Below are 26,880 nucleotides of genomic sequence, written 5' to 3' on the forward strand. Positions count from 1 at the left end.
GTTGTCATGTCATACGGCTGTCGCATGAGTTGAGGCAAAGATGCGTTTTCTGCTGGTCCTGACCTTCCTTGTAGTGCCGGTCCTTGAGGTGTTGGTGCTCATTCAGGTCGGTCAGGTCATCGGTGGCTGGACGACGCTGGCCCTCCTGCTCGCCGGCGGCCTGCTCGGTTCCTGGATCGTGCGCCGCGAGGGCCGCCGGGCCTGGCGTAACCTCCAGAGCGCGCTGCAGAGCGGGCGGATGCCCGACCGCGAGCTCGCCGGCGGCGGCCTGATCCTGGTGGGCGGCACCTTGCTGCTCATCCCCGGATTCCTCTCCGACGTGCTGGGCATCCTGTGCCTGCTGCCCTTCACCCGGCCGATGGTCCGCAGGCTCGGAGCCTGGTTCTTCGCCCGCCGGGTCCGCACCATCATGGCCAGGAACGCGGCAGGTGCCGGGCTCGGTTCGCCGTTCGGCGACGGGTCGCCCTTCGACGTGCTGCGCGACGCCGGGAGGCCGCCCGGCTCGGGTCCGGTCCTGCACGGGGAGGTCATCCGTGACGAGCCGGCCGCACCTGGAAGAGCCCCCGAAGGGGCCTCCGACGGGACCGCCGGCCCCCGGAGCCTCACCGATCGCTGAGCGCGGCCAGACGGCGCAGTGAGAGCCGGAACAGCGCGGCGTTCAGCGGCCTGACCGCCAGCCAGCCGAGCCGCCCGGCCGCGCCGAACGGCAGGTCGAGATCCTCTTCCCAGATGATCGTGCTGCCGCCGCCCTCACGGGGCAGCACGCGGAAGACCCCGGTGCCGCGCACCGGCCGTCCCGTGTGCCGGACCCCCACGCTCCTGGGCGGGTCCCACTCGGTGATCTCCATGGTGTCGAGGAACCCGAGAGGCCCCACGCCGGTGAAGGCCGCCAGCCGGCTCCCGGCGCTACGGCCGTTCCCTGCGGTGACCCGGGCCCGGGTCAGGACCATCCACTCGTCGTGCCTCGACCAGTCGGTCAGCACGGAGAAGACCTGCTCGGGCCGGGCATGTGCGTCCACCGAGACGCTGATATGAGAACGGGTCACCTCCGGTTCCTTCCCACTGCCCGGCGGCCGCCCCCTGGGGCGCGCCACGAACATTGACAGGAAAATACTATTTTCCTACCTTTTAAATCGATATTTAGAATGTGACGGCCTGACGGGCGACGCCGGTGCGGGCCGGTGCCATGCGGGTCTGTGACCATGGGAACAGAGAGAGGGAGAGGGGCTGTCATGACCGCGTTCGCGGAGGGAACCGGCCTGGTCACGGTCAGGTCCGTGCCCTGGGACGACGCCGCGGCCGTGGCGCTGCGCCAGGCCATGGCCGAGGAGATGCGCGCCCGCTACGCCGACCTGCTCGCCGCCACCCCCGACCTGCTGCCCCGGGGCATGGACGTCGAGCCCGAGACCGTCGCCTACAGCGGGGTCGCGTACTCGGCGGAGGGGCTCCCCGTCGGGCACGTGGCGCTGCGCAGGCTCGGCGAGGAACTCGAGCTCAAGCGGATGTTCGTGGCCCCCTCGCACCGGGGCAGCCGCGTGGCGCGAGCCCTGCTGGCCGCGGCGGAGGACGCGGCTCGCGCGCTGGGCGCGTCCCGGGTCGTCCTGCAGACCGGCGACCGCCAGCCGGACGCGGTGAGGCTGTACCGGAGGGAGGGGTACACCCCTGTCCCGATCTTCCCACCGTACGAGCGGCTCACGGGCTCCCACTGCTTCGAGAAACTCCTGTCGTGAAAGGCCCGGAGGGCTCCCGGCGAACGCAGGCCGACACGCCCTCGCCGGCCCGGCCGATGGGTTCGGCCGGGCCGGCGAGGTGCCCGCGGGTACCTAGATGATCGGCTAGGACGCCACGCGCTCCGGGCTGTCGACGTAGATCTCACCGAAGTCGATCGCCGGGGCGAACCCGGCGAAGTTCCGCTGGACTTCGGCCTTCTCCGCCGCGTTCGGGTAGGGGTTGGTGCAACTCGTGCCCGCGCTCGCGCCGGACATCAGGTCCGTGCACCGGCCGGTGCGCCGGTCGGGCAGGCCCAGGATGTGGCCGATCTCGTGGGTGGCGATACGCAGCGGGTTGTGGCCCTCGGCGGTCGCCTGCCGCCCCATCCACACGGTTCCGCGGCCCAGGCTGGTGGGCTGCGCGCGAGGCCAGCCGTTGTCGGCGAGCACCACGAAGTCCGCGGGGCTGCCGGCCACCAGTCGCACGTTCGAGACGCTGGAGTTCCAGATTTGTGCCGCCTGATCCACGGCGGACCGGAACTCCGCGGCCCTGCTCGCGTCGTACCTGAGCACGCGTACGGCCGCCGTACGGGCGTCCGCCGCGTGGACGAGCGTGGCCTGGGCGGGGATGGCCACCAGGAAGGCCAGTCCCAGGACGAGGGCGACACCGAGGCGAGTGATTCCGGACATTTCTAGCGGGCCTCCTCGGCCATCGGGGGGTTGCTCGCGGGGAGCAGCTGGTGAGGAGGTGGGATCAGCCGGTGACGAGCGTCAGCCCGTACACCGAGAGGATCTCGTTGACCGGCTGGTGGTAGGTGGTGCCGCCGACGGAGCAGTTGCCCGAGCCGCCGGAGGTGACGCCCTGGGCCTGGCTGCCGGAGATGTAGGAGCCGCCGGAGTCGCCCGGCTCGGCGCACACGGTGGTGCGGGTCAGGCCGCTCACCGTGCCCTGCGAGTAGGTCACGCTGGTGTTGTGCTGGCTGATGACGCCGCAGCGCCAGCCGGTGGTCGAGCCCGAGCGGCAGATCGAGGCGCCGACCGAGGCCTGGGTGGAGCCGCGGACGATCACGTTCGCGCCGCCGGAACCGCGCACCCACGGCTGCACGGTGTGGCCGGGAGTGGCGACCCAGGCGTAGTCGTTGCCGGGGAACGACGAGCCCTGGAAGGTGCCGGACGGGTTGCTGGTGGCGTTGCTGGCCCGGCCGCAGTGTCCCGCGGTCACGAAGCCGGGGGTGGTTCCCTTACGGACGGAGAAGCCGATGCTGCACCGGCTGGAGCCGATGTAGTAGGCGCTGCCGCCGATGATGTTGATGAGGGGCTGGGGCTTCTCGGCGGAGAGCGTCACCCGTACGGCGTTCTTGTCGACGCCCGCGGCGGCGACGAGGGCCTCGCCCGCGGCCTGGTCACCGGTGAGGACGACGACGCTGTTGGTGGTCACGTCGACGTACCAGAGGGAGGCGCCGGCCTTCGCCTCCGCGGAGGCCTGGTCGAGACCGTCCTTGACGGCGTTGAGTTCGGCCAGGGTCCGGCCGACGATCACGGGTTGTGCGCCCTTGGCCCTGATGGCGGCGGCGTCGGCGGCGTCGGTGGTGGCCACGGAGAGCTGGGAGGCGTCGCCGTTGAGCCAGGCGCCGGCGTAGTCGGCGCCGAGCTCACCGCTCAGGGCGGACTCCGAGGCGGCCGCGCGCTGCTCGTTGGCCAGTCGCTGGACGGCCTGCTCGGCGGTGAGGCCGAGGTCGCGCTGGAGGGCCTCGAGCATCGCTGCCGGAGGCTGGGGGGCGAGGGGGGCGGGTGCTGCGACGGCGGGCGCCACGGTGGCGACCAGGTACAGGGCCACGGTGGTGGCTCCGGCCAGGAGGGTACCTCGACGTAACATGAACACTCCTTGTGAGGGGTGCTGTCAAGGTATTTGCGGGGCGCCCGTTAAGGGATCTCCCAAACAATCCCTATCGCGATGTTATGGAGTCCTGATCACCGATGGCGGGCGCGTGATCGACTGGTCCACCCCACTCACGCGGCTGTGAAGGACTCTGGAAGACTGATCACCTTGCCCTCGGCGCACAGATGTCGATCTCTGAAAGAGATCGGAGGGAGCGGCGTCGAACGACCGGTTGCAGGAGGACGCGTGCCCATGGCCGAAGAAGTCGCCGTCGACGGTGGGAACGGAGGGCCGGCGCCGTTACCACGCCGCGATGACGCGTCCCGGTGCCCGCACACCGAGCACGACGAGCGCCGCTGCGTCCTGCCCCCCGGACACGATCTGAAGCACGTCTACCCGCACCAGCAGGCCGTCGCCCTGTGCGGGGGCGATTGACGGGCCGCCCACGGCACGGGTACGGATCCCGCTGGGAGAACCCGGGTCGATCCCCTTGGCGGGGGTAGAGATTCTCTTACAGGCGCCGGATGGGCCGCTCGTGTTCGGCGTCCGGCGCGGGCCGGGGGTCTCGAGGAGTTGCCGTGGACGGATCTGCACCATCCACGCCGCAGGCGGGCGGGAACGACGTGGGGCCTTACCGGGGACGGGCGAGAATGCTCGCGGGACTTGTCGAGGCCAGCCATCTGAGCACGGTGGAGCGGCTGCCGTCCCTTGTCGAGGAGCATGCCGCCCACGCCGGTCTGTACGACGTGCTGATCTATCTGGCCGATCTGCAGCAGGACGTGCTGCGCCTGCTGGCCGGCCGGGGCGGTGGCGAGGGTGCCGAGCGGGAGCCGGCCGAGCTGCGGATCGACGGAACGCTGGCGGGGCGGGCCTTCCAGGAGGTGCGGGTCCTGTCCAGCGCCGGTGCCGCCGGCGAGGTGGGACGATGGTGGGTGCCGCTGCTGGACGGCACGGAACGCCTCGGGGTACTGCGCGTCAGCGTCCGGCCGGACACCGACGGCGACCGGGCACAGGAGGACATGCGGTATCTGGCGTCCGCGGTCGCGCTGATGCTGGTGAGCAAGCGTTCCCAGAGCGACTCCTATGCCCGGCTGGTGCGGACCCGGCCGATGAACGTCGCCGCCGAGATGCAGTGGAACCTGTTGCCGCCGCTCACCTTCGCCGGCGAGAAGGTGGTGATCGGCGCCGTGCTCGAACCGGCGTACGAGCTCGGTGGCGACGCCTTCGACTACGGGCTGGCCGGAGAATCCGTCCACCTGGCGGTCTTCGACGCGATGGGCCATGACGCGTCAGCCGGGCTGACCGCCAACCTCGCGGTGGCCGCCTGCCGCAACCAGCGCCGCCAGGGTATCGGCCTCGTCCGGGTCAGCGAGGGGATCGAGGAGGTGCTGATCAAGGAGTTCGGCCGGGGCAACCGTTTCGCCACGGCCATTCTGGCCAACCTGAACATACGCACCGGAGTGTTCACCTGGGTCAACCGGGGCCATCACCCGCCGGTGGTGATCAGAGGGGGGCGATGGGTCACCACCTTGAGGTGCCCGCCCGCTCACCCGCTGGGCCTCGGACTCGGGCTGCCGGTGACCCTGTGCAGGGAGCAGTTGGAGCCGGGCGACCGCGTGCTCCTCTACACCGACGGCATGATCGAGGCCCGCGACCGAGAGGGCAGGGAGTTCGGCCTGGAGCGCTTCGTCGACTTCATCGTCCGGCACAACGCCGACGACCTGCCCGTGCCGGAAACCCTGCGCCGCCTGGTCCGCAGCGTGCTGAAACACCATGACGGCAGGCTCCAGGACGACGCCACGGTGCTGCTGGTGGAGTGGTGTGACAGAGCCGGGGGCAAGCTCAGCCTCTGGCCCGGCGGGGCGCCGGGTCAGAGCGCGGGGGAATAGGGGCTCTCGCCGTCCCGGATCGCGGTGAGCATCCGGGCCGTGTACGCCTGCACGGCCTTGTGCAGGCCGTGGCCGAAGCTCACCCGGGCCACCCCGAGGGAGGCCAGCTCGCCGAGCGACGGCGTGCCCGGACGGAACAGGATGTTGATCGGCCCCTCGATCCGCTCGGCCAGTGCGCGGACGGCCTCGGCCTCGGCCGCGAAGATCGGGTAGACGCAGTCGGCGCCCGCCTCCAGGTAGCGGCGGCCCCGCCGCACCGATTCGGCCAGTCGCTCCCCGGCGTCTCCCGTGCCGTTCATGTAGGTGTCGATCCGCGCGTTGATCACCAGGTCCACGCCGGCGTCGACCGCGGCGGACCGGACGGCGCCCAGGAAGGCCGCCTGCTCGTCGGCGTCGACCATGGCGCCGGTGCGCGGATCGGAATCCTCCAGGTTGCAGCCGGAAGCCCCGGCGGCGGCGAGCCGCTCGACCAGTTCGGCGGGCTCCAGCCCGTAGCCGCGCTCCATGTCCGCGGTGACGGGCAGGCCGACCGAGCGGCTGATCCTGGCGATCGCGGCCAGCATCTCCTCGACCGGTGTCTCCTCACCGTCGTCGTAGCCGAGCACCGGGGCGACGGCGGCGCTGCCGGTGGCGATCACCGGGAACCCCTCGGCCTCGACGGCACGTGCCGACGCGGCGTCCCAGACGTTGGGCACCACCAGCGGACGGCCCGGCACGTGCAGCGCCCGGAGCGCCGCGGCTTTCTCACCGGCCGTCGTCGAGGTGGTGCCGGTGGTTTCTCTGCTGGTCTGAGTGGTCATGGAAGTGACCTTAGGGAGAAAGTAGACCGACCCCAAGGACCAATTCCGTATTAATCGGTTGAGCCACTTCGCGCCCAGGCCGTCACCGGGGCAGCGGAGAAGACGGAGACCTTGGGCCCCCTGGTCAGGGGGCCCAAGGTCTCCGTCCCTTCGAATCCGTCAGGCGCTCTTGCGGCGCTGGGCGCGTAGAATCGCCAGGCGCTCGTTGAGCACCTCCTCCAGGTCCTCGATCGTGCGGCGCTCCAGCAGCATGTCCCAGTGCGTGCGTGGGGGCTTGGCCTTCTTGGCCTCCGGCACCTCGCCGTCCACCCGGAGGGCGGTCGCACCGCACATGCGGCACTCCCAGGTCGCCGGGATCTCGGCCTCAGCGGCAAGCGGAACGTCGAATCGATGGCCCTTCGGGCAGGTGTAGGACACCTCCTGGCGCGGGGCCAGATCGGTGTTGCGGTCGTTCTCGTAGCTGGTCGCCCCGAGCCGGGTACCGCGTAGCGCACGCTCGCCCATGTCTGAATGCCTCCTGAGGGCCCCGTCGTGAGGGGTTCGTCTCCCACGGCGTACAACGCTTGATACCGTGTGTGGATTCCCACAGACAGGGTGATCCAATCGCACGTTCTTGACCCGGTCTGTGAAGGAACCCTTTTCCGGGGCGTTCTCAGAGGCGTTCCGGCACCTGGTTTCCGGCCGATCTGATGGCCTTGGGCAGGTCGATGAGGGCGAGCAGCACGAAACCGAGCACGAAGAAGATCACCAAAGAGATGATGCCCAGGCGGTAGCTGTCGGTCAGCTGGAGCGCCAGGCCGAGGGTGAACGATCCGAGGAACGTCGAGCCCTTGTCGCTGATCTCGTACAGGCTGTAGTACTCCGCCTCCTTGCCCCGCGGGATCACGTGTGAGAACAGCGACCGCGACAGTGCCTGCGTCCCGCCCATCACGATCGCGATGGCGAATCCCAGCGCGAAGAAAGGCCCCGCCGACCCCTTGGGCAGGAAGTAGGCCACGGCCACCACGGCGACCCAGGCGATCAGCGCGACCATCACGACCCGCTTGGCCCCGTACGAGCCGGCGAGCCGGCCGAGCAGCAGCGCCCCGAAGAAGGCCACGAACTGCACCATCAGGATCGCCGCGATCCGTACGGTCTGGTCAAGGCCGAGTTCCTTGTCGGCATAGGTGGCCGAGAAGGAGATGACCGTCTGCACGCCGTCGTTGTAGATGAGGTAGGCGACCAGGAAGCCCAGGGTCAGCGGGTAGCGCCGCAGTTCCCTGATGGTGCGGCCCAGCTGGCGGAAGCTGCCCGTCACGGCCTGACCGGCCGTCTCGGCGCCGGGGGCGAGCGCCCGCCGGTTGCGCAGCCGCAGCAGCGGGATGACGGTGAACCCGCCCCACCACAGGCCCGCCGAGGCCAGGGCGATGCGCACGGCCTCGCCCTCGGTGACGCCGAAGGACTTGTGCTTGAGGAAGAGTGCCAGGTGGAAGGCGAGTAGCAGGCCGCCGCCGAGGTAGCCGAAACCCCATCCCTGGGCGGAGACCCGGTCGCGCTCGTCCGCCGTGGCGATCTCCGGCAGGAACGAGTTGTAGATCACGAACGCGGCGGCGAAGGCGACGTTGGCCACCAGGAACAGCGCGCCGCCCAGCAGGTAGCGTCCGTCGGCGACGAACCAGAAGCAGAGGGTGGCACCGGCGCCGAGGTAGGCGAACAGCCCCATGAGCTCCTTCTTGCGGCCGGTGTGATCGGCCAGGGCGCCCGCCACGGGCATCAGGATGATCTGCAGGATGGCCGCGCTGCCCACCACGAAGGAGTAGTAGGCGCTGGGCCGCACGTCGAACCCGAGCACGTCCACATAAGGGCGGCCCTGGGCGGCGGTCTCCGCGATCGTCGTCAGGTAGGGGCCGAGGAAGACCGTCAGGACAGTGGTGGGGAAGGCGGAGTTCGCCCAGTCGTAGAAGTACCAGCCGCGCTGTTCGCGACGGCGGGCCTGGGGGGTTTCCTCGACGACCTGTTCGGAGGTCATGGGGGTCCTCGGTTCGCTGGGGGGCGGGGGAAGGGGTGCTCGCGCCGTCGTGCGCTCAGGTCGCCACGAGAGGGCACGCGCGCGGTGGCCGGGTCGGTGCTCTCGCGGGGCCGCGCCTGTTCCGGCGGCCACGCGCCCGCGCGCCACCCGCGCGGCTCATGCGGTTCATGCGGCGAGACGGCCGGGGTGCCACTGGCCACGGGCCTCCAGCACGTCGCGCAGTCCGGAGATGTTGTCGGTCATCAGGCCGTCCACGCCCGCGTCGAGCAGGCGTTCCATCACCCCGGTGTTGTTGACGGTCCACACGTGGACCTGCATGCCGAGCGCGTGTGCCGTGCGGACCAGGGCGGGCGTGGCGATCCGCAGGCCGCGGAAGCCCACCGGCACCTGCGCGCACGGCACCCCGGCGCGGGCCAGGCGGGCGAGCAGCCGGCCGTACCCGGAGGTGGTGGCGGCGGCGCGCAGGGCCGCCACGCCGCGTGGTCCGAGCGAGGAGCACACCTCGCGACCGATCGCGGCGCGGGCACGGGCGAGTCGCTCCTCGGAGAAGGAGGTGAGGCAGATCCGGTTGTGGGAGGCGGTCCGCCTGACCACCTCGGCGAGCGGCGCGATGGCCTCCGCCTCCTTGACGTCGATGTTGAAGCGCGCCTCGGGCCACGAGCCCAGCAGGTCCTCCAACAACGGGATCTCGTCCACGCCGCCGATCCGCGCCTCGCGCACCAGCCGGTACGGCAGCGCGGCGATCCGTCCCCGGCGGTCGGTCACCCGGTCCAGCGTGTGGTCGTGGAAGGCCAGGAGCACCCCGTCGGAGGTGGCGTGCGCGTCGGTCTCCAGGTAGGTGTAGCCGAGCTCGACGGCCCGCTCGAAGGCGGCGAAGGTGTTCTCCCTGCCCTCGGCGGCCCCGCCCCGGTGGGCGAAGGCAAGTGGGGCGGGATGATCGAGGAAGGGGTAACGACGCTGCACGTGCAGGAGTATGCCCCCTGTGAGCAGGGCTCGTCATCGCGAGCAGATGAACATTTGGGTCACAAGACCCCGGAACGGAGCCGATCGGCGAGTCTTTGCCTCGGCTTGTTCACCGGCTTGTTCATCGCCATGGATGATGAAAAATACCTGGTCGTCCACGGCAGACCTCGCCGTTTCAGCTGGTTCTCGGTTCACGGGAGCACGACGTCGAGACCGAGGTCCACGAGAACGGAGGCCGCGCATGAGCACCGGGAGCATTCCGAAGCCCGTGGCGGGCGTCGGCGGTTTCGTCGACGACCGCCTTGGCGCCGCCCCCTTTCTCAAGCGCAACCTGCGGAAGATCTTCCCTGATCACTGGACGTTCCTGCTCGGCGAGATCCCGCTCTACTCGTTCGTCGTCCTGCTGCTGACCGGCGTGTTCCTGACGTTCTTCTTCAGGCCCACCATGGGCGAGGTCGTCTACGACGGCTCCTACGGCCCGCTGCGGGGCGTCCTGATGTCCGAGGCGTACGCCTCGACGTTGAACATCAGCTTCGATGTGCGCGGCGGCCTGCTGATGCGGCAGATGCACCACTGGGCCGCCCTGCTGTTCGTCGCCGGGATGATGGCGCACATGCTCCGGATCTTCTTCATGGGCGCCTACCGCAAGCCCCGGGAGCTGAACTGGGTGATCGGCGTGCTGCTGCTGACGCTGGCCCTGGCCGAGGGATTGACCGGCTACTCCCTGGCCGACGACCTGCTCTCCGGAGTCGGCCTGCGGATCACCGCAGGCACGATGATCTCGTTTCCGGTGATCGGCACCTGGCTCACCTTCTTCCTCTTCGGCGGCCAGTATCCCGGCGAGGACATCATCTCGCGGTTCTACTCGATACACATCCTGCTCCTGCCGGGCGTCCTGCTGGCGCTGATCACCGCCCACCTGATGCTGACCTGGGTGCTGAAGCACACGCAGCTGCCGGGCAAGGGGCACACCAACGACAACGTGGTGGGCGGGCCCTTCTACCCGTCCTTCATCGCCAAGTCCAACGCCTTTTTCATGTTCACCTTCGGCGTCATCGCGCTGCTGGGCACCTTCGCCCAGATCAACCCGATCTGGCTGTACGGTCCCTACACCCCGGCCAACATCTCGGCGGGCTCGCAGCCCGACTTCTATCTGGCGTTCCTCGACGGCGCGCTCCGCCTGATGCCCTCCTGGGAGATCAATTTCCTGGGCTTCACGCTGCCGCTGAGCGTGCTGATCCCGGCGCTGGTGCCGATGGGCATCATCATGACGGGCCTGGCGCTGTATCCGTTCATCGAGCCGTGGGTCACCGGAGACCACCGCGAGCACCACGTCGTGGACCGTCCCCGCAACAACCCGCACCGCACCTCGATCGGCATGGCCGCGATCACGTTCTACGGGATCCTGTGGCTGATAGCGTCGAACGACGAGATCGCCGCGTTCTTCCACCTCTCGCTGAACGCGCTGACCTACACCGGCCGCGTCATGATCTTCCTGGGGCCGGCCCTGGCCTACTACATCACCTACCGGATCTGCCTGGGCCTGCAGCGCCGCGACGCCGCGCAGATCGGCCACGGCGTGGAGACCGGTGTGATCAAGCGTCGGCCGCTGGGTGACTACATCGAGGTGCACGTCCCGCCCAACGAGGGCATCGAGGCTCTCATCCGGGGCAAGAAGCCGATCCCGACCGTCCCCGCGGCCACCGAGGACGAGGAGGGGATCCCCGCGGCCGGGAGACATCGCCGGCTCGCCAGGCTTCGCGCCAGGATGAGCAGGATCTACGGAGGCGAGAAGGTCCCGCTCGACGGCGCCCGGGGGCACGACGGGCAGAGGCAGGACGGGCGGGGGGCCGAAGGGCGCGCGGCCATCGGTTCGGGCACCGGCTCGAGCACGGATGAGAGCGGGCGCCCGCCCCGGTGACGGTCAGTCCTCCGGCAGCGCCTTGCCCGACCACTCCTGGCGGCGGACCTCCGCCACCGCGATCGCCGCCGCGACCGAGACGTTGAACGAGCCGACCCGGCCCACCTGCGGGATGTAGCAGACGCCGTCGACGGCCTCCAGCAGCGCGGGGGAACATCCGTGATCCTCGCTGCCCACCACCAGGCACACGTCGCCGTCCAGCTTGGCCTCGGACAGGGGCACCGCGTCGCCGGTCAACTCCACCGCGACCACGGTGAACCCGTCGTCCCTGGCCGCCCGGACGGCCTCCAGGACGGGCACCGGCTCCTCCCAGGCCACCAGGCGGTCGGTGCCCAGCGCGGTCTTCTGCGCCTTGGGGTTGGTCGGCGGGGTGGCGTTGCCCGCCAGCCAGATCCGCTCCACCCCGAAGGCGGCGGCCGTGCGGAAGATGGAACCGACGTTGAACGGGCCGGTCACCGACTCCAGGATCAGCGCGAGCCGCCCCTCGGTGTTCCTCCGCCAGGTGCGGTTGAGGCGCTTGACATCGGTCGGGCGCAGCTGCCTGCGTGGGTTCGCCGTCATCGGTCGTTCACCGTTCCTCGTCGTTCCTCGTTCGTCTCTCGGACGGCTCGTGTCCCGCCCGCCGGGATGACCCTGCTCACCGCGCCGGGTCCGCCTGCGACCCGGCCTCCACCCGGAGGATCCGGTACGCCGAGCGGGAGGCCACCCGCTCGGTGGGCCAGCCCCGCTCGTTCAGCCAGCGCTGCAGGGAGTCCGAGCCCAGGTGCTTCTGGACCACCAGGTGGGCGACGCCGTCGGGGGTGAGGCGTGACAGCCAGCGGGTCAGCATCTCGTGCATCGCGGCCTTGCCGATGCGGATCGCCGGATTGGACCAGATGGCGGAGAACCGCACCTGGGGCGGAACCTCGTCGACATGCATCGCCCTCACGTTGCCGAGGGAGGCGGACCTGGCGTTCCTGGCGCACAGCTCCACGGACCTGCGGTTGACGTCCACCGCCCAGACCGTCGCCTCGGGAGCGCGCGAGGCCATCGTCAGCGCGATCGGCCCGTAGCCGCAGCCCAGGTCGAGCAGGTCGCCGCCGGACGGCGGAGGAGGCACGCTCTCCAGCAGGATCCGGGTGCCCACATCGACGCGCTCGGCGGAGAAGACCCCGCTGTCGGTCTCCAGCTTCAGGTGAAGGTCGGGGAGCACGAGCGTGACCGAGCCGGGACGGCCGGCGGTCTCGGGACGCTCCTCGAAGTAATGTGCCACGTCGTAGAACGTTACCAATGGCCGGGACCGGCTCAGGGCAGCCGCGACCCCAGCAGCAGGGCCACCCCGGCGGTCACCAGCCCGGTCAGGACCGCCGCCACCACGAACCACTGGGTGACCTCCTGGTTGACCGTCCGGTAGCCCAGCGAGGTGCCGATCTGCTCGTACACCTCCCGCAGCTGGCTGCCGGACTCCGCCTCGTAGGCCCGGCCGCCCGTGCCGTCCGACAGGGTCTGCAGGGTGGTCTTGTTCACCGGCACGTTCACGTCGCGCCCGTCGATCGAGACGGTGCCCTCCTGGGTGCCGTAGGCGATCGTGGAGACCGGCACACGCGAGCTCATCGCCGACTCGATCGCCTCCGCCACCGAGCGGCCAGAGGTGTTGTCGCCGTCGGATAGCAGTACGATCGCCGCCGGCGGGGGGTCGGTCACCGCCTGCTGGTCGAAGGAGCGCAACGAGTCCAGGGAGCTGAACACCGCCTCGCCGATCGCGGTGCCCGCACGGGTGCTCAGGTTGCCGAGGGAGGTGCTCACCGCCTGGTGGTCGGTGGTGGGGGAGACCACGACGGAGGCGGAGCGGGCGAAGGCGACCAGCCCGACGTTGAAGCGTTCCGGCAGGTCCGCGACGAACTTCTGGGCCGCCTCCTTGGCCGCGGCGATCCGGTTCGGCTGGACGTCGTCGGCCTCCATCGACAGCGAGACGTCCAGCGCGATGATGATCGTCGCACGGTCGCGGGGGATCCGCACCGAATCGGCGGGACGGGCCGCGCCCACGATCAGCAGGCCCATCATGACGAAGAACAGCAGCGGGGCGACGTGCCGCCGCCAGCCGGGTCCCGGGGGGGTCACCAGCGTCAGCAGCGGCAGGTTGGTGAAGCGCAGCGCGTAGCGGCGCCGGGCGAACTGGGCGGCCACGTAGCCCGCCACGAGCAGCGCCAGCGCGGCGAACAGCCACAGCCAGGCCGGAGAGAGGAAAGTCACCGTGTCGCTCCCGACCTCGGGTGCCTATGGGTCAGGTACGCCATGCGCCGCTGCCGCAGCACGAACTGGGCGATGTCGAAGACCCAGTCGCGGTCGGTGCGCAGCACCAGGTGGGCCACCCCACAGCGGCGCAACGCCGTCTGGTTGGCCGCCCGCTGCGCGGCGGCGGCCTCCGCGTACGCCCGGCGGACCTTGGGCGTGAGCTGGATCTGGCGGCTCCGCCCCGACTCCGGATCGGTCAGGTTGACCAGTCCGACCGCCGGCAGCTCCAGCTCGCGGGGGTCGATCACCTCGACGGCCATTACCTGGTGGTGAGCGGCCAGCCTGCGGATCGGCCGCTCCCAGGGCAGTTCCAGGGTGGGATCGAGAGTGGGGTCGGGGTCGAGGAAGTCGGAGACGATCACTCGCAGGCCGCGCCGTCGCCGTGCCGAGGCCATCACCTCGATCGCCTCGGCCAGGTCGGGGGCGTCGGCGACGGCACGACCTCTGGGAGCCTCCATCAGCGAGTGCAGCAGGCCGTACAGTGCCGGGCGGCCGCTCCTGGCGGGCATCCGGTGAACGTACTCGTCGTGCAGGACGTACGCGCCGAAGCGGTTTCCGATCCGGCCCGACAGGAAGCCGATCGCCCCGATGGCGGCCACGACCAGGTCCCGCTTCTCCATGTCGGCGGTACCGAAGTCCATGCTGGGAGACAGGTCCGCCAGCGCCCAGGTCTCCAGCTCCCGGTCGGCGACCAGGTCACGCACGTGCGGGACCGTCGTGCGGGCGGTCACCGCCCAGTCCATCCGCCGGATGTCGTCCTCGCCGGGCACGTAGACCCGGCTGTCGCCGAACTCGCTTCCAGGACCGGGAAGGAGCCCCTGGTACGCCCCCTGCAGCAACCCGTCCAGGCGCCGCACGATGGTGAGCTCCAGCCGCCGCAGTGCCTGCTCGGCGGTGCCTATGGCGACGCTGTGTTGATGGCGACGCTGGCGCGTCGCGGTGAGGCCGCTCTTATCCGGCTCCTTCCCCGCTATCGGCGACGCTGCGCGTCGCGGTTCGGCCGCTGGGATCCGGCTCCTTCCCTCGTCGTTCATCCGCTTCGCTCCTTCACTCCTCAGTCCAGTCCCCGGCGCGGCCTCACGGAAGTCCCTCAGTCCGGGCATGGGCACGTCCCCACGCCGCTTTCTGAGGTGGTCACCGGGGGCCCTGGTTCCAGACGACGAGGGGGGGCGGAACGGCGGCGAGGATCTGGCGGATCACGTCCTCGGGGTCGATCCCGTCGGCCAGGGCGTCGAAGGTGAGCATCAGCCGGTGGGACATCACGTCCACCGCCACGTCGCGGATGTCGTCGGGGAGCAGGTAGTCGCGGCCCCGCAGCAGTGCCAGGCCACGCCCCGCGGCGACCAGGCCGAGGGTGGCCCGGGGGCTGACACCGATCTCGATGTTCTCCTCCAGCCCGGCCAGGCCGTAGTCGACGGGGGAGCGGGTGGCCATCACGAGCCTGACCACGTAGTCGGCGACGAGCTGGTGGACCGAGACCTGATCGGCCATCGACTGCAGGGCGGCCAGCCGCGCGGGGTCGAGCACCGCCCTGGGAGTCGGCGGCGTGACGCTCATCCGGTGCAGGATCTCCAGCTCCTCGTGGGCGCTGGGATGGGTGACGCGGATCTTGAACAGGAACCGGTCGCGCTGGACCTCGGGGAGGGGGTAGACGCCCTCGGACTCGATCGGGTTCTGGGTGGCCAGCACGATGAACGGCCTGGGCAGCGGATGGGTCTCCCCGGCCAGGGTCACCTGCCGCTCGGCCATGACCTCCAGCAGTGCCGACTGCACCTTGGCCGGGGCCCGGTTGATCTCGTCGGCGAGCAGGAAGTTGACGAACACCGGGCCGAGCTCGACGTCGAAGACCTCGCGGGAGGGGTGGTACACCCGGGTGCCCACGATGTCGCTGGGAACCAGGTCGGGGGTGAACTGGATACGGGCGAAGGCGCCGCCGACCACGGTGGCCAGCGTCGAGGCGGCCAGGGTCTTGGCCACGCCCGGCACGCCCTCCAGCAGGCAGTGGCCGCGGGCGAGGAGCGCCACGAGCAACCGCTCCACCATGTGTTCCTGCCCGACGATGACCCGCCGGACCTCGGTCAGGGCGTCGCGCAGCAGTCCGGTGTCGATCTCGCTCGGCAGTTCTTCTGCGACGGTCATGTCGATATTCCATCACGTCCGGGAAGGGAACCGCCGGGTCGACCCGGCGGTGAATCGCCTTCCCCGTCATGGTTCCCGTGTTCGAGACGGCCGGTGCCCATCCCGGCTGAGGGAGGCGAGAAGCCGACTCCCCGGGTGGGGGAGGTCACCCGAGCCCGGTGGTGGCTCGCACGGTGTGCCCGATCTCGTCACCCGTGCGGCATGGGGTGATCACCCGGGTGTGCTTTCATGTCAGACGTGGCCACTCCGCTCCAGTATGGTGACCCGCCCCAGTTGGGACCCTTCGTCGTGCAGGCACGTCTGCGGGTGGGACCCGCCGGGCTGGTCTATCTCGGGCTCGCGCCCGACGGCAGGGCCGTCTCGGTCGCGGTGCTGACCAGGGGAGCCGCGCTCGACCCGGCGGCCCGTGACCGCTTCGTCACCGGTGTCCGTGACGCGGCGGCCAGCCGTTCCGGCGTCCGGGGCTGGATGGCCAGGGCGACACGCGGGCGCACCGCGGTGGCCGACACGGTCCCGCAGGTGCTGGCCATGGACGGCGGGAGCGCCCCGTGGGTGGCCACGCCGTACGAGCCCGACAGGGCGGGAGCGGAGCGGTTCCTCGAACCGGTGCTGGTCAGCGGAACGCTGATCGGCGAGCAGCACGGCCCCGACTTCGCGCCGCACTGGGTGGGCGACCGCTCGCCCGCGCTGCCCGCGCCGCCCAAGAGCGCGCCGCCGCCGACCGAGACCCGCCGAGCCGTGATCGTCGCGGGGGTCGTGCTGACCCTGCTGCTCGTGCTGCTGGCCGTGACGGTCTGGCTCCTGCTGCGCAAGGAGGACGATTTCAAGCCGCCGCCGAGGCCGCTGCCGCCCACGGTGTTCGTACCCACCCCGCCACCGGTCCCGGCGACGCCGGATCCCGGCCGGCCCACCCCTTCGCCGTCGCCGAGCCAGAGCGGGACCGGTACCCCCGGCCCTGAGCGGGGCGACGAGAACGAGGGCGAGCCGATTTAGGGGGGGCGCCCGTGAGGCCGGGGAGGCGGCCGGTGGGTGGTCCGCCTCCGGGTGCGGGCGTGTCGGCCGGCTGGGAAAGGGCGCCCGCCGAGCCGTCGCCGGCTGTTTAAATTGCCACCCCTCTTTGTGGAGATTCTTCTCTTTATCGCTATAAAGCGCTCTGTGTCGGTTAAGGGGGATTGTGTGCCGATATGGAGTGGCGCGCCGAATGTGACCGCGGCAGGGAAGGAATCGTCATCATGACGGATGTGTCGAGCGTGGGACCCCAGCCGGGTGATGACCGCCCGATCCTGACCAATCGGCAGGGGCACCAGGTCTACGACAACCAGAACCAGCGCACGGTCGGCGCGAGGGGTCCGGCCACGCTGGAGAACTACCAGTTCCTGGAGAAGATCAGCCACTTCGATCGCGAGCGCGTCCCCGAGCGGGTGGTCCACGCGCGAGGGGTGACCTCCTACGGTTACTTCGAGGCCTACGGCACGTTCGGTGACGAGCCGATCAGCCGCTACACCCGGGCGAAACTCTTCCAGGAGCCCGGAAAGCGGACCGATGTGGCCGTCCGGTTCTCCACGGTGATCGGTGGCAGGGACTCCTCGGAGGCCGCCCGCGACCCGCGCGGGTTCGCGGTGAAGTTCTACACCGAGGACGGCAACTGGGATCTCGTCGGCAACAACCTGGCGGTCTTCTTCATCAGGGACGCCCTCAAGTTCCCCGACGTGATCCACTCGCTCAAGCCGGACCCGGTGACGTTCAGGCAGGAGCCCGGCCGGATCTTCGATTTCATGTCGCAGACGCCGGAGAGCATGCACATGCTCGTCAACCTGTTCAGCCCGCGCGGCATCCCGGCCGACTACCGGCATATGCAGGGCTTCGGGGTCAACACCTACAAGTGGGAGAACCAGGAGGGCGACAGCCGTCTGGTGAAGTACCACTGGATCCCCAAGCAGGGCGTGCGCAGCATGACCGCCGAGGACGCCGCGGCCGTACAGGCACTGGAGCTCGGGCACGCCACCAAGGATCTGCACGAGGCGATCGACCGGGGCGACTTCCCCGAGTGGGAGCTGCGGGTGCAGATGATGAGCGACGACGACCACCCCGAGCTGGACTTCGACCCGCTGGACGACACCAAGGTGTGGCCGGAGAACGAGTTCCCGCCCATGCCGGTCGGCAAGATGGTGCTGAACCGCAATGTGGCCAACAACTTCGCCGAGAATGAACAGATCTCCTTCGGGACCGGTGTCCTGGTCGACGGCCTCGACTTCTCCGACGACAAGATGCTGGTGGGCCGTACGTTCTCCTACAGCGACACCCAGCGCCACCGGGTGGGCCCCAACTATCTGCAACTGCCGGTCAACCAGGCCAAGCACGCCCAGGTGCGCACCAACCAGCGCGACGGCGAGATGACTTACCACGTCGACGGGCAGGGCGCCAACCCGCACGTCAACTACGAGCCGTCCATCACCGGGGGGCTCCGGGAGGGGCAGTACCCCACCTACGACGAGCAGGGGCCGGTCATCTCCGGGAGGCTGACCCGCAAGCGCATTCCACGTACCAACGACTACACCCAGCCCGGTCAGCGCTACATGCTCATGGAGCAGTGGGAGCGCGACGATCTCGTGCTGAACTTCGTCGACCTGCTCTCCCAGGCCTCGCGCCCCGTCCAGGAGCGGATGGTCTGGCACTTCCTGATGGTCGAGGACGATCTCGGGCTCAGGGTGGGAGAGGGGCTGGGCATCAGCCCCGGGGATGTCTCCCACCTGAAGCCGTTGATCGGCCAGGACCTGACGGACGAGGACCGCGAGCGGCTGTCCAAGCTGGGCAAGAACGGGCCGCGCGAGGTGACCGGCCTGAAGATGACGCACTGCGTGCCCGACGAGCGGGCACGGGTGGAGCGGTAGGAACCGGCCGCCGGGCCGGGGCGCGCGCCCCGGCCCGGCGGGGGCGGCGGTCGCCGGGCCCCGGAGCGCGCGGGGACGGTCCGCCGTTGCGCACCGCCGGGGTTCGACCCACTGATCGAGGCCTTCCTTAACGGAAGAGACCATTGGTCAAAATCGCCCGATTTTTCCGCTTAAGAAGGTATGAGTACCACTACAGCGGGCACGCGATCCTCAACCTGAGCTGCCAGTATCTGAGCCGTTCTCACTCCCAATTGGATCGCCATGCCTGTTAAGAGCAACGTTATTCCGATCATCAACTGGTCTCGCCGCTCCTCCTGCCTCAGCGAGGATCCCGAACTCTTCTTTCCGGTGTCCTACGAGGGGCCGGGTCGTGAACAGTACGAGCGTGCCAGAGCCGTGTGCCGCCGCTGCCCGGTGCGCGGGCGCTGCCTGGAGTACGCGTTGAACACCCAGCAGATGGACGGTGTGTGGGGAGGCACCACCCCCGACGAGCGCAGGGCCACCATGACCAGGGCGAGGCGTCAGGTCAGGTAGCGGTGCCCCGGAGCCGGCCGGCCGTCCAGATCTCGCCCTGCCCGTCCTGTCCGCCGGGCTCGCCCGCCTCTTCGACGAGCGCGCGGAACCTGGCGGCGTTGCGCTGGGCGTTGTCCCGGCAGCAGTTGTTGAAGAGCACGTGGGTGACCTCGGCGCGCCCGGCGAGTTCTCTGATCCTGACCGCCCAGTGCTCGAGTTCCGCCTCCGAGTACAGGTAGGCGAAGCGCTCGTCGATGCTCTTGCCGGACGGCGAGGCCGGAGGTCGCGGCCAGGACCGGCGGGATCGACGAAGGGTGCCCTGGGGCATGTCGACCCCCACGTAGGTGAATCGTGTTCGGCGAGGAAGGCCAGGGTGTCCTCGAGGTTCTCCTCGTCCATCCAGGTGTGGTTGCGGAACTCGACGCTGATCCGCTGGTCCCGGTGTCGCGTGGTCTCTACGGCCTCGCGCCGACCACGGCTACCCGCATGTCCATCGGGTGCCCGGGGAGAGGCCGGTGAACCTCCCTCCGCCACGGCTTTGCCGTACGCGGTGGTTCACCGGCCCCACGTGACCGCCGTGCCGGTCAGCGGCGGGGCGACGGCCAGGGGTTGGGGCGGCAGCCGTACAGGGACTTGGTCTGCTGGAGCATCACCGGGGCCCGCCGGCCGGGGCCGGGGCAGGACACGTGGCCGTGGCCGAGGCCGTGCCCGACCTCGTGGCTGATCACGTACTCGCGGTAGGAGGCCACGTCACGGCCGTAGCCTCGCGCCCCGGTGTTCCAGCGGACCGCGTTGATGATCGCGCGCCCGCCGTTCCAGCAGGACAGCGTGCCGTTGGTCCGCATCGGCAGGCAACGCCGATCGGCCGTCTCCGGGCTGCTCAGCGAGACCCTGAGCTCCACCGGACCGCGCGCCACCCGTTTGAACCGGTACCCCCAGCCACGCGGGTCGTTGAGGATCCGGTGCACCTCGGAGGCGAACTCATCCACCTCGAACGGCAGGCCGCGCTCGACCTCCACCGCGTACCGGACGACCCTGCCCTTGCCCCTGGGAGGTCTGGCCTCGCCGGGGGCGACGGCGTAGCGGCCCTTGGCCGCCCGGGGCACCTTCACCCTCAGCGGTTGCTGCCGGCCGTTGGCCAGCAGGAGCGGCTCCTCGGCCGGGCCGGAGGGGTCGGCCGTACCCCGAGGCTGCGGTGGCGGGGTCGGTGTCACCGGCGTCACGGGTATCTGGGGCAGGGCGGCGTCCGGGGGTGGGGGAATGTCGGGAACAGGCTCGAGGTGACCGCTCAGCAGGGTGACCGCTCCGGTGGTGAACGTGGCCATGACGCTGAACGCGAGAAGCCACATAACGGTCTTGGAGTCACGTCGACTTTCGTTCCTGGACATAGTCCGTAAACCCTATTGCCCTCCGGAGGTAACTGATCAAACCAGGGGAAAATCCATCAGATGGTGGCATCTCGGGGAGCCTTGGGGCGGGTACGCCGACGGCGGCCGCGGGTGGCGGCCGCCGTCGGGTCCGGGGGTTCGCGGTCGTGGGCCGCCGCCGGTGCCGTGCTGCGACGGCGGACCGGTTAGGAGTGCGGGCAGGTGTCCTGGTACTCGGAGATGTTCCGGTCACCCCGGGGCGCGGGGCACAGGAACTGCTCGTAGCGGGTGTCGTTGTCGACGAACCGCTTCAGCCACGAGATGCTGTACTTGGCGATCGTCGTGTTGGAGCTGTTGGGCGCGAAGTGGCCGGCCCCGTCGAGTTCCAGGTAGGCCTTCTCCGAGGAGGCCGGGATGCTGTTGTAGAACGGCTTGGAGTGCAGGCCCACCGAGGCGATGGTGTCGTTCTCCGCGCCGACGATCAGTGTCGGGACCCGGATGCCCGACCAGTTCTTGGTCAGGTTCCACGCGGTCAGCGGGATGGCCGCCTGCAGCTGCGGCCGACTGTCGGCGGCCTCCAGGGTGCCGCCGCCGCCCATCGAGTGCCCCATCACGCCGAGCCTGCCGGCGTCGACCCGGCCGGCCGCCGAACTGCTCTGCACCAGGTAGTCGAGCGCGGCCAGCAGTTGCCTGCCGCGGCTGGCGGGCTGGTCCGCGGTGGTGATGGTGTCGATGTTGAAGACCACGAAGCCGTGGGAGGCCAGCCGCGAGGCGAGCCAGGCCATGCTCGACCTGCTCGCGGTGTAGCCGGGGGCGATGGCTATTCCGCCGAAGGTCCCCTCGCTGGTGGACGTCGGGTAGTAGATCGTCCCTCCGCCGAAGCCGGTCACCCGGAGCGAGGAGACGTTGGTCTCCGCGATCGCGAACGGCCCTCTGACCGCCTCGATGCCGGCGTTGGTCGGGTCGGGGCCGCGGTCGTACGGGCCCGCGGCGGCGGCCTGTGCGGCGGGGGCCGCGACGGCCTGCGCGGCGGGTGCGAGGCCCCCGCCGGTGCCGAGCAGAGCGAGTGCGAGGGTCAGCGTGGCGACAGTCGTCGCCCGGCGGGATCGCCTGGGCGCGTGGGCCTGGGGGGTGGTGCTGTACGGCTGCACGTTGCTGTACTCCGTTCCTGTGGGGGGAACCAGGGCGATACGGTGGTCGGCCGACGACCGTTCGTCGCGCGCCGGTCCGCCGCCGGAGGTGGCGACGGCACGGTCAGCGCCACCGGGTAACCCCTCGGCTTTCTGACATTCGCCACTTTCTCGTTGTCAGGTCCGGAGTGCATCGGTGAAATCACCCGTACTGCACTGCACCCGTGAATCAGGACATCAGTCGCACCAGCTCCACCCGCGAGCGGATGTCGAGCTTGGTGAAGATGTTCCTGAGGTGGTGCTCGACGGTCCTCGGGCTCAGGAAGAGCCGGGCCGCCACCTCCCGGTTGGTGGCGCCGTCCGCGACGATCCGCGCGATCTGGTACTGCTGTGCCGTGAGGTTCTCGGTGGCCCTGGGGCGGGACGACCTGACGGCCTCCCCGGCTCCGCGCAGCTCGGTGCGGGCCTGCTCGGCCCAGAGGCGCGCGCCGGACCGCTCGAATGTCTCCAGGGCGCTGTGCAGGTGCTCCCTGGCCGCGCCGGGACGCCGGTTCCTGCGCAGGGCGCTGCCGAAGAGCAGCTGGGTGCGAGCCGTCTCGAACTCGGAGAAACCCTGGTGGTGCAGGTCGAGCGCTGCTCTGAAGTACTCCTCGGCGTCACCCGGGGCGGCCAGGAGCGCGTGACAGCGCGTGGCGAGCGCGCGCCGGTCGGGGCTGCGGGTGCTGCCCACCCAGCCGTCCAGCACCCGCAGGGCCCTCTCGGCCGCTTTCCGGTCGCCCGTGCGTGCGGCGGCCTCGACGAAGTGGGGCGTCGACATGACCCGCACCACGAGGTGGCCGCCTGTCCCGCCCGACCTGGACGTGGCTCGCAGCCGCTTGACCGCGTCGGCGTGGCGTCCCGCCGCGAGGTCGAGGTGGGCCAGCGCCCAGTTGCCGAGTGCCCCCGCCACGCCCAGGCCATGGGCGCCCGCCAGCTCGATGGCGCTCGCCGCCCTGATCGCGCACGTCTCCGCGTCGCCCTCGACGGCCGAGGTGAGCGCGAGCCATCCCAGGTGCTGGCCCGCGCTGTTGGGCCTGCCGCGCTCCTGGGCGATCCGGAGTCCCTCGACGGCGCTGGCGGCGATGGAGGCGTAGCGGCCCATCCAGATCTCGGCCTGGATCATGAACTCCAGTACCTGAGGCACCGTGGAGACCGCCCCGAGCGCGCGCGCCGTCTCCACCGCCCGGCCGAACAGCCGCTGCGCCTGCGCGTCGTCGCCCAGCAGCAGGCCGGCCACGCCCGCCCACACCAGCACCGACGGGGTGCGCACCGAGGGCGCGAGCTCCAGCACCCGGCGGAGCGGATCGGCCGCCTCCCGGTGACGGCCGCCGAAGGTCGCCGCCGTACCGGCCAGATACTCGAACATCAGCTGGGTGGCCGCCGGGTCGTCCGGGCGGCGCAGAGTGGCGGCCCGCCGTGCTATGTCCAGGTAGCGGACGTTGTCGCCGGCCAGATAGCTCGCCTCACCCGCACGGATGAACACCCGGACGGCCTGTCCCCGATCCCTGTCCAGCAGCGACTCGGCCGCCGACATCAGGTCGTCCCCGGCGCTGCCGGTCTTCCCGCTGCGCAGCTCCAGGCTGCCGCGGATCAGCTCGGCCTGGCTCCGTACCTCCTCGGAGATGGTCAGCGAGTGCAGGCGGGCCAGCAGCGACCGGGCGCGCCGGGGCAGCCCGGCACGCCACGCGCGGTTGGCGGCGGCGGCCAGGCGCGCGGCCTTGACGTCGCCGTGCGCGGTCAGCTCGGCCGCCCGCTCGAAGGCGAGGAAGGAGGCCGGATGGCCGCCCTGGAAGCCCGCCGCCGCGGCGGCCGCGGCCAGTTCGTCGGCCAGCGACTCGTCGGGGCCGTCCATCGCGGCGGCCCGATGCCAGGCGCGCCGCAGCCGCTGGTGGTCGTGGCGCAGCACGCCGGCGAGCAGGCGGTGTGCCGTGCGGCGCCGGGCAAGCGAGGAACCGGCGTAGACCACGGCCCGCATCGCGGGCTCGTGGAAGTCGTAGCGGTCGCCGGCGACATCGGTGACGCGGACGATCACGCCCGCCCGCTCCGCCGGTTCGAGCACGGTCAGCGCGCACCGCGGCTCCGCGGCCTCGAGCAGGGTGACCGTCTCCAGGCCGGGGTCGGCCGCGAGCAGCAGGAGCATGTCCGCGGTGTCGCCGGGCAGCCGCGCCAACCGGTCGGCGTACGCGCGCCAGAGCCGCCCGCCCCTCGGCAGCGTCTCGGGCGGCGCGGCGGCACCGGAGAGCTGTTCGGGACTGAGCGACCGGGCGAGCTCCCCGAGCGCGAGCGGGTTGCCGCAGGCGATCTCCAGCAGCGACGCCCGCACGTCGTCGGTCAGTCCCGGCACCAGGTCGCCTGCCAGCCGCCCGGCCGCCTCCCTGTCCAGGGCGTCCAGTTCGAAGGCCGATATGTCGTCGGGGACGGCGGTGCCGTCGTCGGCACCGAACAGCAGCGCCACCGCCTCCCCCGTCAGCCGCCTGGCCGCGAAGAAGAGCGCCTCGCGGCTGGGCGCGTCGAGATGGTGAACGTCGTCGACGCAGGCCAGCACCGGGCCACCGGCAGCCACCAGGAGGTTGAGCACCGCGGCGGGAAGCGCCAGCCCGCCGTCCACCGCGCCCAGCTCCAGTGCCCGCGCCAGCGCCGCGGCCTGTGCCGGGGGCAGCGCGGGCAGCCGGTCGGCGATCGGCCGGAGCAGTCCGTGCAGCCCGGCGCAGGGCAGGTGCGACTCCGCCTCGCTGCCGCGCACCCTGAGCACGACGAAGTCGCCCGACTCGCCCGCGCGTTCAGCCGCGACATCGAGCATCGCGGTCTTTCCCGTTCCCCGCGCTCCCCGCAGGATCAGCGCGCCTCCGGATCCGTCGCGCGCGGCGTCGAGGAGTCGCAGCAGCGCGTCCTGCTCCGCGTCACGGCCGTGCAGCGCCGGTGACCGGGTGACGGGGGAGGGGGAGGGGGAGGGCATGTTCCAGTGTTACGCGCGTATGTCGCGCCTGGAAAGGGCCGGTGCGGGGGTCTCCGCCGGTCCGCGCCGGTGCCCCGGCGCTTTCCGCGGGAAAGACCGGTGATTTCACCGATGCGCGCCGGGGAAACGGGCCGGAGGCGGCAACCGGGCCGGAGGGAGGGGGTCTCCGGCCCGGTTCAGGGGGTGCTCACCAGCCCGGGACGATCATCTTTCTGGCCTGCCCGGGGTCGTCCGCGCCCAGGGCGAACCGGGCGTTGTCGCGGCACTGCGCCAGGGAGTGCGCGGCGAGGCTCTCCCGCACCGCGGGAACGCTGGGCGCCGACATCGACAGGCTGGTGACGCCCAGCCCGACCAGGACCGTCGCCAGGAGCGGGTCCGCCGCCGCCTCGCCGCACACGCCGACGGGCTTGCCCACCGCCTGCCCGGCCGCGGCGCAGTCGGCGATCAGCTGGAGCAGCGCCGCCTGCCAGGGGTCGAGCAGGTCGGCGAGATCTCCGTGCTGCCGGTCGGAGGCGAAGGTGTACTGGCTCAGGTCGTTGGTGCCGATGCTCAGGAAGTCGAGCTCCTTCAGCAGGCGTTCGGCACGCAGCGCGGCGGCGGGGACCTCCACCATCGCCCCGACGCGGGCGATTCCCCGGGCGCGGGCCCGCCCGGCGAAGTCGGCCGCCTCGCCCACCGTCGTCACCATGGGCGCCATCACCCACGGCTCGGCTCCGCTCTGGCGCGCGGCCTCGGCGATGGCGTCGAGCTGGGTGTCGAGCACCTCGGGCCTGACCCGGGACACCCGCAGCCCCCGCACGCCCAGCGCCGGGTTGGTCTCTTCGGCCAGCCCGAGGAACGGCAGCGGCTTGTCGGTGCCCGCGTCGAGGGTGCGGACCACGACGTGCCCGCCGGGCGCGGCGCGGAAGACCGCGGCGTAGGCGGCCACCTGCTCCTCGTAGCCCGGCTCCTCACGCCGGTCCAGGAAGAGGAACTCCGTACGGAACAGTCCCACTCCCTCGGCGTCCACCCCCTGCGGGGCGAGGTCGGCCGCGGAGCCGATGTTGAGCAGCAGCTTGACCGGGTGGCCGTCGGAGGTACGGCCGGGGCCCCGGCTCGTGCTCGCCCGGCGGCGTTCGGCCTCCGCCAGGCGCTGGATCTCGGTGGCGGCCTCCTCGCCAATGCCGACCTCCACCTCGCCCCGCAGACCGTCGACGGACACCCACGTCCCCTCGCCGACCTCGCTCACCTCCCGGCAGGCGACCACGGCGGGCAGGCCGCGGGCGCGGGCCAAGATGGCGGTGTGGCTGGTCGGGCCGCCCTTTGAGGTGACGAGGGCGAGGACGGTGTCGGGGTCCAGGTTCACCGTGTCGGCGGGGGAGAGATCCTCGGCGACCAGGACGAAGGGATGACCGGGGGTGGGCACCCCGGGAACGGGCAGGCCGAGCACCGTCGCGACGGCCCGGTTGCGGACGTCGTCGAGGTCGGCGGCTCGCTCGGCGATGTAACCGCCCGCCGCCAGCAGTGCGCGCCGGTGGTGGGCACATGCCTCGTCGATGGCGTGCGCGGCGTCCCTGCCCGACCTGACGGCGGTCTCTACGGACTCGTGCAGACCGGGGTCGTCGGCGATGAAGGACTGCGCCTCCAGGATCGCCCGCGCGTCGGTGTCGGGTGCCTTCTCTGCCCGCTCCGCCAGTTCGGTGGCGGTGGCTCGCAGCGCGTCCAGCGCCCGGCCGAGTTCGGCGTCGGCGTCGGCGACCGGCGTGGGGGCCGGCAGCTCCGGCGGGGCCGCCATCCGGCAGACCCGTCCGGCGGCCCGCCCCGGGCTCACGCCCAGGCCCTTGAGCGTCTCAGCCATGCGGTGTCTCTTCGGCGTCGAGGTCGCGGGCGAGCAGGTCGGCGAGGGAGGTGAGGGCCTCGTCGGCTCCCGGTCCCTCCGCGTCCAGGGTGACCTCCGTGCCGTGCGTCGCGCCCAGCGCCAGCACGGCGAGCATGCTGTTGGCGGGTACGGGTTTGCCTTCCCCGACACGGATGCGGACGGGCACCCCCTGCTTGGCCGCGGCCTGCACGAAGATCTTCGCGGGCCGGGCGTGGAGGCCCGTGCTTGAGGCGATGACCACTGTCCTCTCCGGCATCTCCGGTTCTCCTTCTGCGTGTTCTGCGAGTGGTGTGAGCTTGCGCCGGCTCTCCCGCCGGATCCGGCGGGAGGCGGGTGGGGCACTCCGGTGTGGGGGGCGGGTCTTCCGGAGGTTCCCCGGCACGGTCTTGCGCTCCTGTCCGGCCCGGAGGCCCGGAGCTCCGGGGGCCGGAGCTCCGGGCCGGGGGCGGTCAGGGTTCGATGGTGACCTTGATGGCCTCGCCCCTGCTGACGATGTCGATCGCCTCCAGGACCTCGGTAAGCGCCAGACGATGCGTGATCAGAT

26 protein-coding genes are annotated in these 26,880 nt (G+C 71.0%); 8 read left to right on the plus strand and 18 right to left on the minus strand.

The features are described 5' to 3' along the window. The first annotated feature begins 40 nt into the window (after positions 1-40). Positions 41-616 carry an FxsA family protein gene (locus ABT061_RS19575; RefSeq protein ID WP_350919362.1) on the plus strand — a complete coding sequence of 192 codons (576 nt, stop codon included), beginning with the start codon at positions 41-43 and terminating at the stop codon, positions 614-616. On the opposite strand, the gene ABT061_RS19580 is transcribed toward ABT061_RS19575, so the two are convergent. After that, positions 603-1,046, minus strand: a complete 444-nt coding sequence (locus ABT061_RS19580) for an SRPBCC family protein (protein ID WP_350919365.1) — start codon at positions 1,044-1,046, stop codon at positions 603-605. The two genes, ABT061_RS19575 and ABT061_RS19580, sit on opposite strands and share 14 nt — an antisense overlap. Before the next feature lie 186 nt (positions 1,047-1,232). Here ABT061_RS19580 and ABT061_RS19585 point away from each other — a divergent pair, with 186 nt between their 5' ends. Beyond that, a complete protein-coding gene (locus ABT061_RS19585) occupies positions 1,233-1,730 on the plus strand; it encodes a GNAT family N-acetyltransferase (RefSeq protein ID WP_350919368.1) in 498 nt (165 codons plus the stop codon). 105 nt (positions 1,731-1,835) lie between these two features. Here ABT061_RS19585 and ABT061_RS19590 read toward each other — a convergent pair whose 3' ends face one another. Beyond that, positions 1,836-2,399 carry a snapalysin family zinc-dependent metalloprotease gene (locus ABT061_RS19590; protein ID WP_350919371.1) on the minus strand — a complete coding sequence of 188 codons (564 nt, stop codon included), beginning with the start codon at positions 2,397-2,399 and terminating at the stop codon, positions 1,836-1,838. A gap of 64 nt (positions 2,400-2,463) precedes the next feature. Continuing rightward, positions 2,464-3,585: a S1 family peptidase gene (locus ABT061_RS19595; protein ID WP_350919374.1), complete on the minus strand. Its 1,122-nt coding sequence runs from the start codon at positions 3,583-3,585 to the stop codon at positions 2,464-2,466. Between the two features lie 255 nt (positions 3,586-3,840). Here ABT061_RS19595 and ABT061_RS19600 point away from each other — a divergent pair, with 255 nt between their 5' ends. Next, positions 3,841-4,023 carry a hypothetical protein gene (locus ABT061_RS19600; protein ID WP_350919377.1) on the plus strand — a complete coding sequence of 61 codons (183 nt, stop codon included), beginning with the start codon at positions 3,841-3,843 and terminating at the stop codon, positions 4,021-4,023. A 215-nt stretch (positions 4,024-4,238) separates the two neighbouring features. Continuing rightward, positions 4,239-5,477, plus strand: a complete 1,239-nt coding sequence (locus tag ABT061_RS19605) for a PP2C family protein-serine/threonine phosphatase (RefSeq protein WP_350919449.1) — start codon at positions 4,239-4,241, stop codon at positions 5,475-5,477. Here ABT061_RS19605 and ABT061_RS19610 read toward each other — a convergent pair. The 4 genes from ABT061_RS19610 to ABT061_RS19625 all read right to left on the minus strand — a co-directional run bounded on the left by ABT061_RS19610 (position 5,459) and on the right by ABT061_RS19625 (position 9,248). Further along, a complete protein-coding gene (locus ABT061_RS19610; protein WP_350919380.1) occupies positions 5,459-6,277 on the minus strand; it encodes an isocitrate lyase/PEP mutase family protein in 819 nt (272 codons plus the stop codon). The two genes, ABT061_RS19605 and ABT061_RS19610, sit on opposite strands and share 19 nt — an antisense overlap. A 159-nt stretch (positions 6,278-6,436) precedes the next feature. Then, positions 6,437-6,781 carry an RNA polymerase-binding protein RbpA gene (locus tag ABT061_RS19615; protein ID WP_030904469.1) on the minus strand — a complete coding sequence of 115 codons (345 nt, stop codon included), beginning with the start codon at positions 6,779-6,781 and terminating at the stop codon, positions 6,437-6,439. A 148-nt stretch (positions 6,782-6,929) separates the two neighbouring features. After that, positions 6,930-8,432, minus strand: a complete 1,503-nt coding sequence (locus ABT061_RS19620) for an MFS transporter (protein WP_350919383.1) — start codon at positions 8,430-8,432, stop codon at positions 6,930-6,932. 18 nt (positions 8,433-8,450) lie between these two features. Further along, positions 8,451-9,248, minus strand: coding sequence for a glycerophosphodiester phosphodiesterase family protein (locus ABT061_RS19625; RefSeq protein ID WP_350919386.1), 798 nt, complete (start codon positions 9,246-9,248; stop codon positions 8,451-8,453). A gap of 241 nt (positions 9,249-9,489) precedes the next feature. Here ABT061_RS19625 and qcrB point away from each other — a divergent pair, with 241 nt between their 5' ends. After that, the gene (qcrB, locus tag ABT061_RS19630) at positions 9,490-11,169 is read left to right on the plus strand and encodes a cytochrome bc1 complex cytochrome b subunit (protein WP_350919388.1); all 1,680 of its coding nucleotides are present in this window, start codon (positions 9,490-9,492) and stop codon (positions 11,167-11,169) included. A 3-nt stretch (positions 11,170-11,172) separates the two neighbouring features. Here the strand turns inward: qcrB and ABT061_RS19635 are convergent, their stop codons facing one another. The 5 genes from ABT061_RS19635 to ABT061_RS19655 all read right to left on the minus strand — a co-directional run bounded on the left by ABT061_RS19635 (position 11,173) and on the right by ABT061_RS19655 (position 15,582). Further along, entirely contained in the window at positions 11,173-11,730 is a 558-nt protein-coding gene (locus tag ABT061_RS19635) for a TrmH family RNA methyltransferase (RefSeq protein WP_350919391.1), read from the minus strand. 76 nt (positions 11,731-11,806) lie between these two features. Beyond that, positions 11,807-12,421 carry a class I SAM-dependent methyltransferase gene (locus tag ABT061_RS19640; RefSeq protein ID WP_350919394.1) on the minus strand — a complete coding sequence of 205 codons (615 nt, stop codon included), beginning with the start codon at positions 12,419-12,421 and terminating at the stop codon, positions 11,807-11,809. Positions 12,422-12,453: 32 nt separating this feature from the next. Beyond that, positions 12,454-13,401, minus strand: a complete 948-nt coding sequence (locus tag ABT061_RS19645) for a VWA domain-containing protein (protein WP_350919397.1) — start codon at positions 13,399-13,401, stop codon at positions 12,454-12,456. After that, positions 13,398-14,477 carry a DUF58 domain-containing protein gene (locus ABT061_RS19650; RefSeq protein WP_350919400.1) on the minus strand — a complete coding sequence of 360 codons (1,080 nt, stop codon included), beginning with the start codon at positions 14,475-14,477 and terminating at the stop codon, positions 13,398-13,400. Before ABT061_RS19650 ends, ABT061_RS19645 begins: the two co-directional genes overlap by 4 nt. Before the next feature lie 100 nt (positions 14,478-14,577). Beyond that, positions 14,578-15,582: an AAA family ATPase gene (locus ABT061_RS19655; protein WP_350919402.1), complete on the minus strand. Its 1,005-nt coding sequence runs from the start codon at positions 15,580-15,582 to the stop codon at positions 14,578-14,580. Between the two features lie 228 nt (positions 15,583-15,810). Between ABT061_RS19655 and ABT061_RS19660 the strand changes: the two genes are divergently transcribed. The 3 genes from ABT061_RS19660 to ABT061_RS19670 all read left to right on the plus strand — a co-directional run bounded on the left by ABT061_RS19660 (position 15,811) and on the right by ABT061_RS19670 (position 19,007). Next, the gene (locus ABT061_RS19660; protein WP_350919405.1) at positions 15,811-16,575 is read left to right on the plus strand and encodes a hypothetical protein; all 765 of its coding nucleotides are present in this window, start codon (positions 15,811-15,813) and stop codon (positions 16,573-16,575) included. 239 nt (positions 16,576-16,814) lie between these two features. Beyond that, positions 16,815-18,473, plus strand: coding sequence for a catalase (locus tag ABT061_RS19665; RefSeq protein WP_350919407.1), 1,659 nt, complete (start codon positions 16,815-16,817; stop codon positions 18,471-18,473). 261 nt (positions 18,474-18,734) lie between these two features. After that, positions 18,735-19,007 (plus strand): WhiB family transcriptional regulator, encoded by a 273-nt coding sequence (locus ABT061_RS19670; RefSeq protein ID WP_030904446.1) that lies wholly within the window; start codon positions 18,735-18,737, stop codon positions 19,005-19,007. Here the strand turns inward: ABT061_RS19670 and ABT061_RS19675 are convergent. The 6 genes from ABT061_RS19675 to ABT061_RS19700 form a co-directional block, all read right to left on the minus strand. Continuing rightward, complete coding sequence (locus ABT061_RS19675; RefSeq protein WP_350919410.1) at positions 19,000-19,326, minus strand: DUF72 domain-containing protein; 327 nt, start codon at positions 19,324-19,326, stop codon at positions 19,000-19,002. The two genes, ABT061_RS19670 and ABT061_RS19675, sit on opposite strands and share 8 nt — an antisense overlap. Positions 19,327-19,570: 244 nt before the next feature. Continuing rightward, positions 19,571-20,311 (minus strand): DUF3152 domain-containing protein, encoded by a 741-nt coding sequence (locus tag ABT061_RS19680; RefSeq protein WP_350919413.1) that lies wholly within the window; start codon positions 20,309-20,311, stop codon positions 19,571-19,573. 248 nt (positions 20,312-20,559) lie between these two features. Continuing rightward, on the minus strand, positions 20,560-21,504 hold the full coding sequence (bdeA, locus tag ABT061_RS19685; RefSeq protein ID WP_502991456.1) for a bis(hydroxyethyl) terephthalate hydrolase: 945 nt from the start codon (positions 21,502-21,504) through the stop codon (positions 20,560-20,562). Between the two features lie 208 nt (positions 21,505-21,712). Further along, complete coding sequence (locus tag ABT061_RS19690; protein WP_350919416.1) at positions 21,713-24,478, minus strand: helix-turn-helix transcriptional regulator; 2,766 nt, start codon at positions 24,476-24,478, stop codon at positions 21,713-21,715. Positions 24,479-24,665: 187 nt separating this feature from the next. After that, the gene (gene ptsP / locus ABT061_RS19695) at positions 24,666-26,315 is read right to left on the minus strand and encodes a phosphoenolpyruvate--protein phosphotransferase (protein WP_350919419.1); all 1,650 of its coding nucleotides are present in this window, start codon (positions 26,313-26,315) and stop codon (positions 24,666-24,668) included. Next, positions 26,308-26,592: an HPr family phosphocarrier protein gene (locus ABT061_RS19700; protein WP_350919422.1), complete on the minus strand. Its 285-nt coding sequence runs from the start codon at positions 26,590-26,592 to the stop codon at positions 26,308-26,310. The genes ptsP and ABT061_RS19700 overlap by 8 nt, the downstream gene beginning before the upstream one ends. Positions 26,593-26,880 lie beyond the last annotated feature (288 nt).

The organism is Streptosporangium sp. NPDC002544 (assembly GCF_040295965.1).
In the GTDB taxonomy this organism is placed as follows: Bacteria; Actinomycetota; Actinomycetes; order Streptosporangiales; family Streptosporangiaceae; genus Streptosporangium.

What these genes read in the sequence shown, in the direction of transcription:
- ABT061_RS19575 (WP_350919362.1), top strand. Translation starts at nt 41, where the DNA reads ATGCGTTTTCTGCTGGTCCTGACCTTCCTTGTAGTGCCGGTCCTTGAG.
- ABT061_RS19585 (WP_350919368.1), top strand. Translation starts at nt 1,233, where the DNA reads ATGACCGCGTTCGCGGAGGGAACCGGCCTGGTCACGGTCAGGTCCGTG.
- ABT061_RS19590 (WP_350919371.1), bottom strand. Translation starts at nt 2,399, where the DNA reads ATGTCCGGAATCACTCGCCTCGGTGTCGCCCTCGTCCTGGGACTGGCC.
- ABT061_RS19595 (WP_350919374.1), bottom strand. Translation starts at nt 3,585, where the DNA reads ATGTTACGTCGAGGTACCCTCCTGGCCGGAGCCACCACCGTGGCCCTG.
- ABT061_RS19600 (WP_350919377.1), top strand. Translation starts at nt 3,841, where the DNA reads ATGGCCGAAGAAGTCGCCGTCGACGGTGGGAACGGAGGGCCGGCGCCG.
- ABT061_RS19605 (WP_350919449.1), top strand. Translation starts at nt 4,239, where the DNA reads ATGCTCGCGGGACTTGTCGAGGCCAGCCATCTGAGCACGGTGGAGCGG.
- ABT061_RS19610 (WP_350919380.1), bottom strand. Translation starts at nt 6,277, where the DNA reads ATGACCACTCAGACCAGCAGAGAAACCACCGGCACCACCTCGACGACG.
- ABT061_RS19615 (WP_030904469.1), bottom strand. Translation starts at nt 6,781, where the DNA reads ATGGGCGAGCGTGCGCTACGCGGTACCCGGCTCGGGGCGACCAGCTAC.
- qcrB (WP_350919388.1), top strand. Translation starts at nt 9,490, where the DNA reads ATGAGCACCGGGAGCATTCCGAAGCCCGTGGCGGGCGTCGGCGGTTTC.
- ABT061_RS19635 (WP_350919391.1), bottom strand. Translation starts at nt 11,730, where the DNA reads ATGACGGCGAACCCACGCAGGCAGCTGCGCCCGACCGATGTCAAGCGC.
- ABT061_RS19650 (WP_350919400.1), bottom strand. Translation starts at nt 14,477, where the DNA reads ATGAACGACGAGGGAAGGAGCCGGATCCCAGCGGCCGAACCGCGACGC.
- ABT061_RS19655 (WP_350919402.1), bottom strand. Translation starts at nt 15,582, where the DNA reads ATGACCGTCGCAGAAGAACTGCCGAGCGAGATCGACACCGGACTGCTG.
- ABT061_RS19660 (WP_350919405.1), top strand. Translation starts at nt 15,811, where the DNA reads ATGTCAGACGTGGCCACTCCGCTCCAGTATGGTGACCCGCCCCAGTTG.
- ABT061_RS19665 (WP_350919407.1), top strand. Translation starts at nt 16,815, where the DNA reads ATGACGGATGTGTCGAGCGTGGGACCCCAGCCGGGTGATGACCGCCCG.
- ABT061_RS19670 (WP_030904446.1), top strand. Translation starts at nt 18,735, where the DNA reads ATGCCTGTTAAGAGCAACGTTATTCCGATCATCAACTGGTCTCGCCGC.
- ABT061_RS19680 (WP_350919413.1), bottom strand. Translation starts at nt 20,311, where the DNA reads ATGGCCACGTTCACCACCGGAGCGGTCACCCTGCTGAGCGGTCACCTC.
- ABT061_RS19690 (WP_350919416.1), bottom strand. Translation starts at nt 24,478, where the DNA reads ATGCCCTCCCCCTCCCCCTCCCCCGTCACCCGGTCACCGGCGCTGCAC.
- ptsP (WP_350919419.1), bottom strand. Translation starts at nt 26,315, where the DNA reads ATGGCTGAGACGCTCAAGGGCCTGGGCGTGAGCCCGGGGCGGGCCGCC.
- ABT061_RS19700 (WP_350919422.1), bottom strand. Translation starts at nt 26,592, where the DNA reads ATGCCGGAGAGGACAGTGGTCATCGCCTCAAGCACGGGCCTCCACGCC.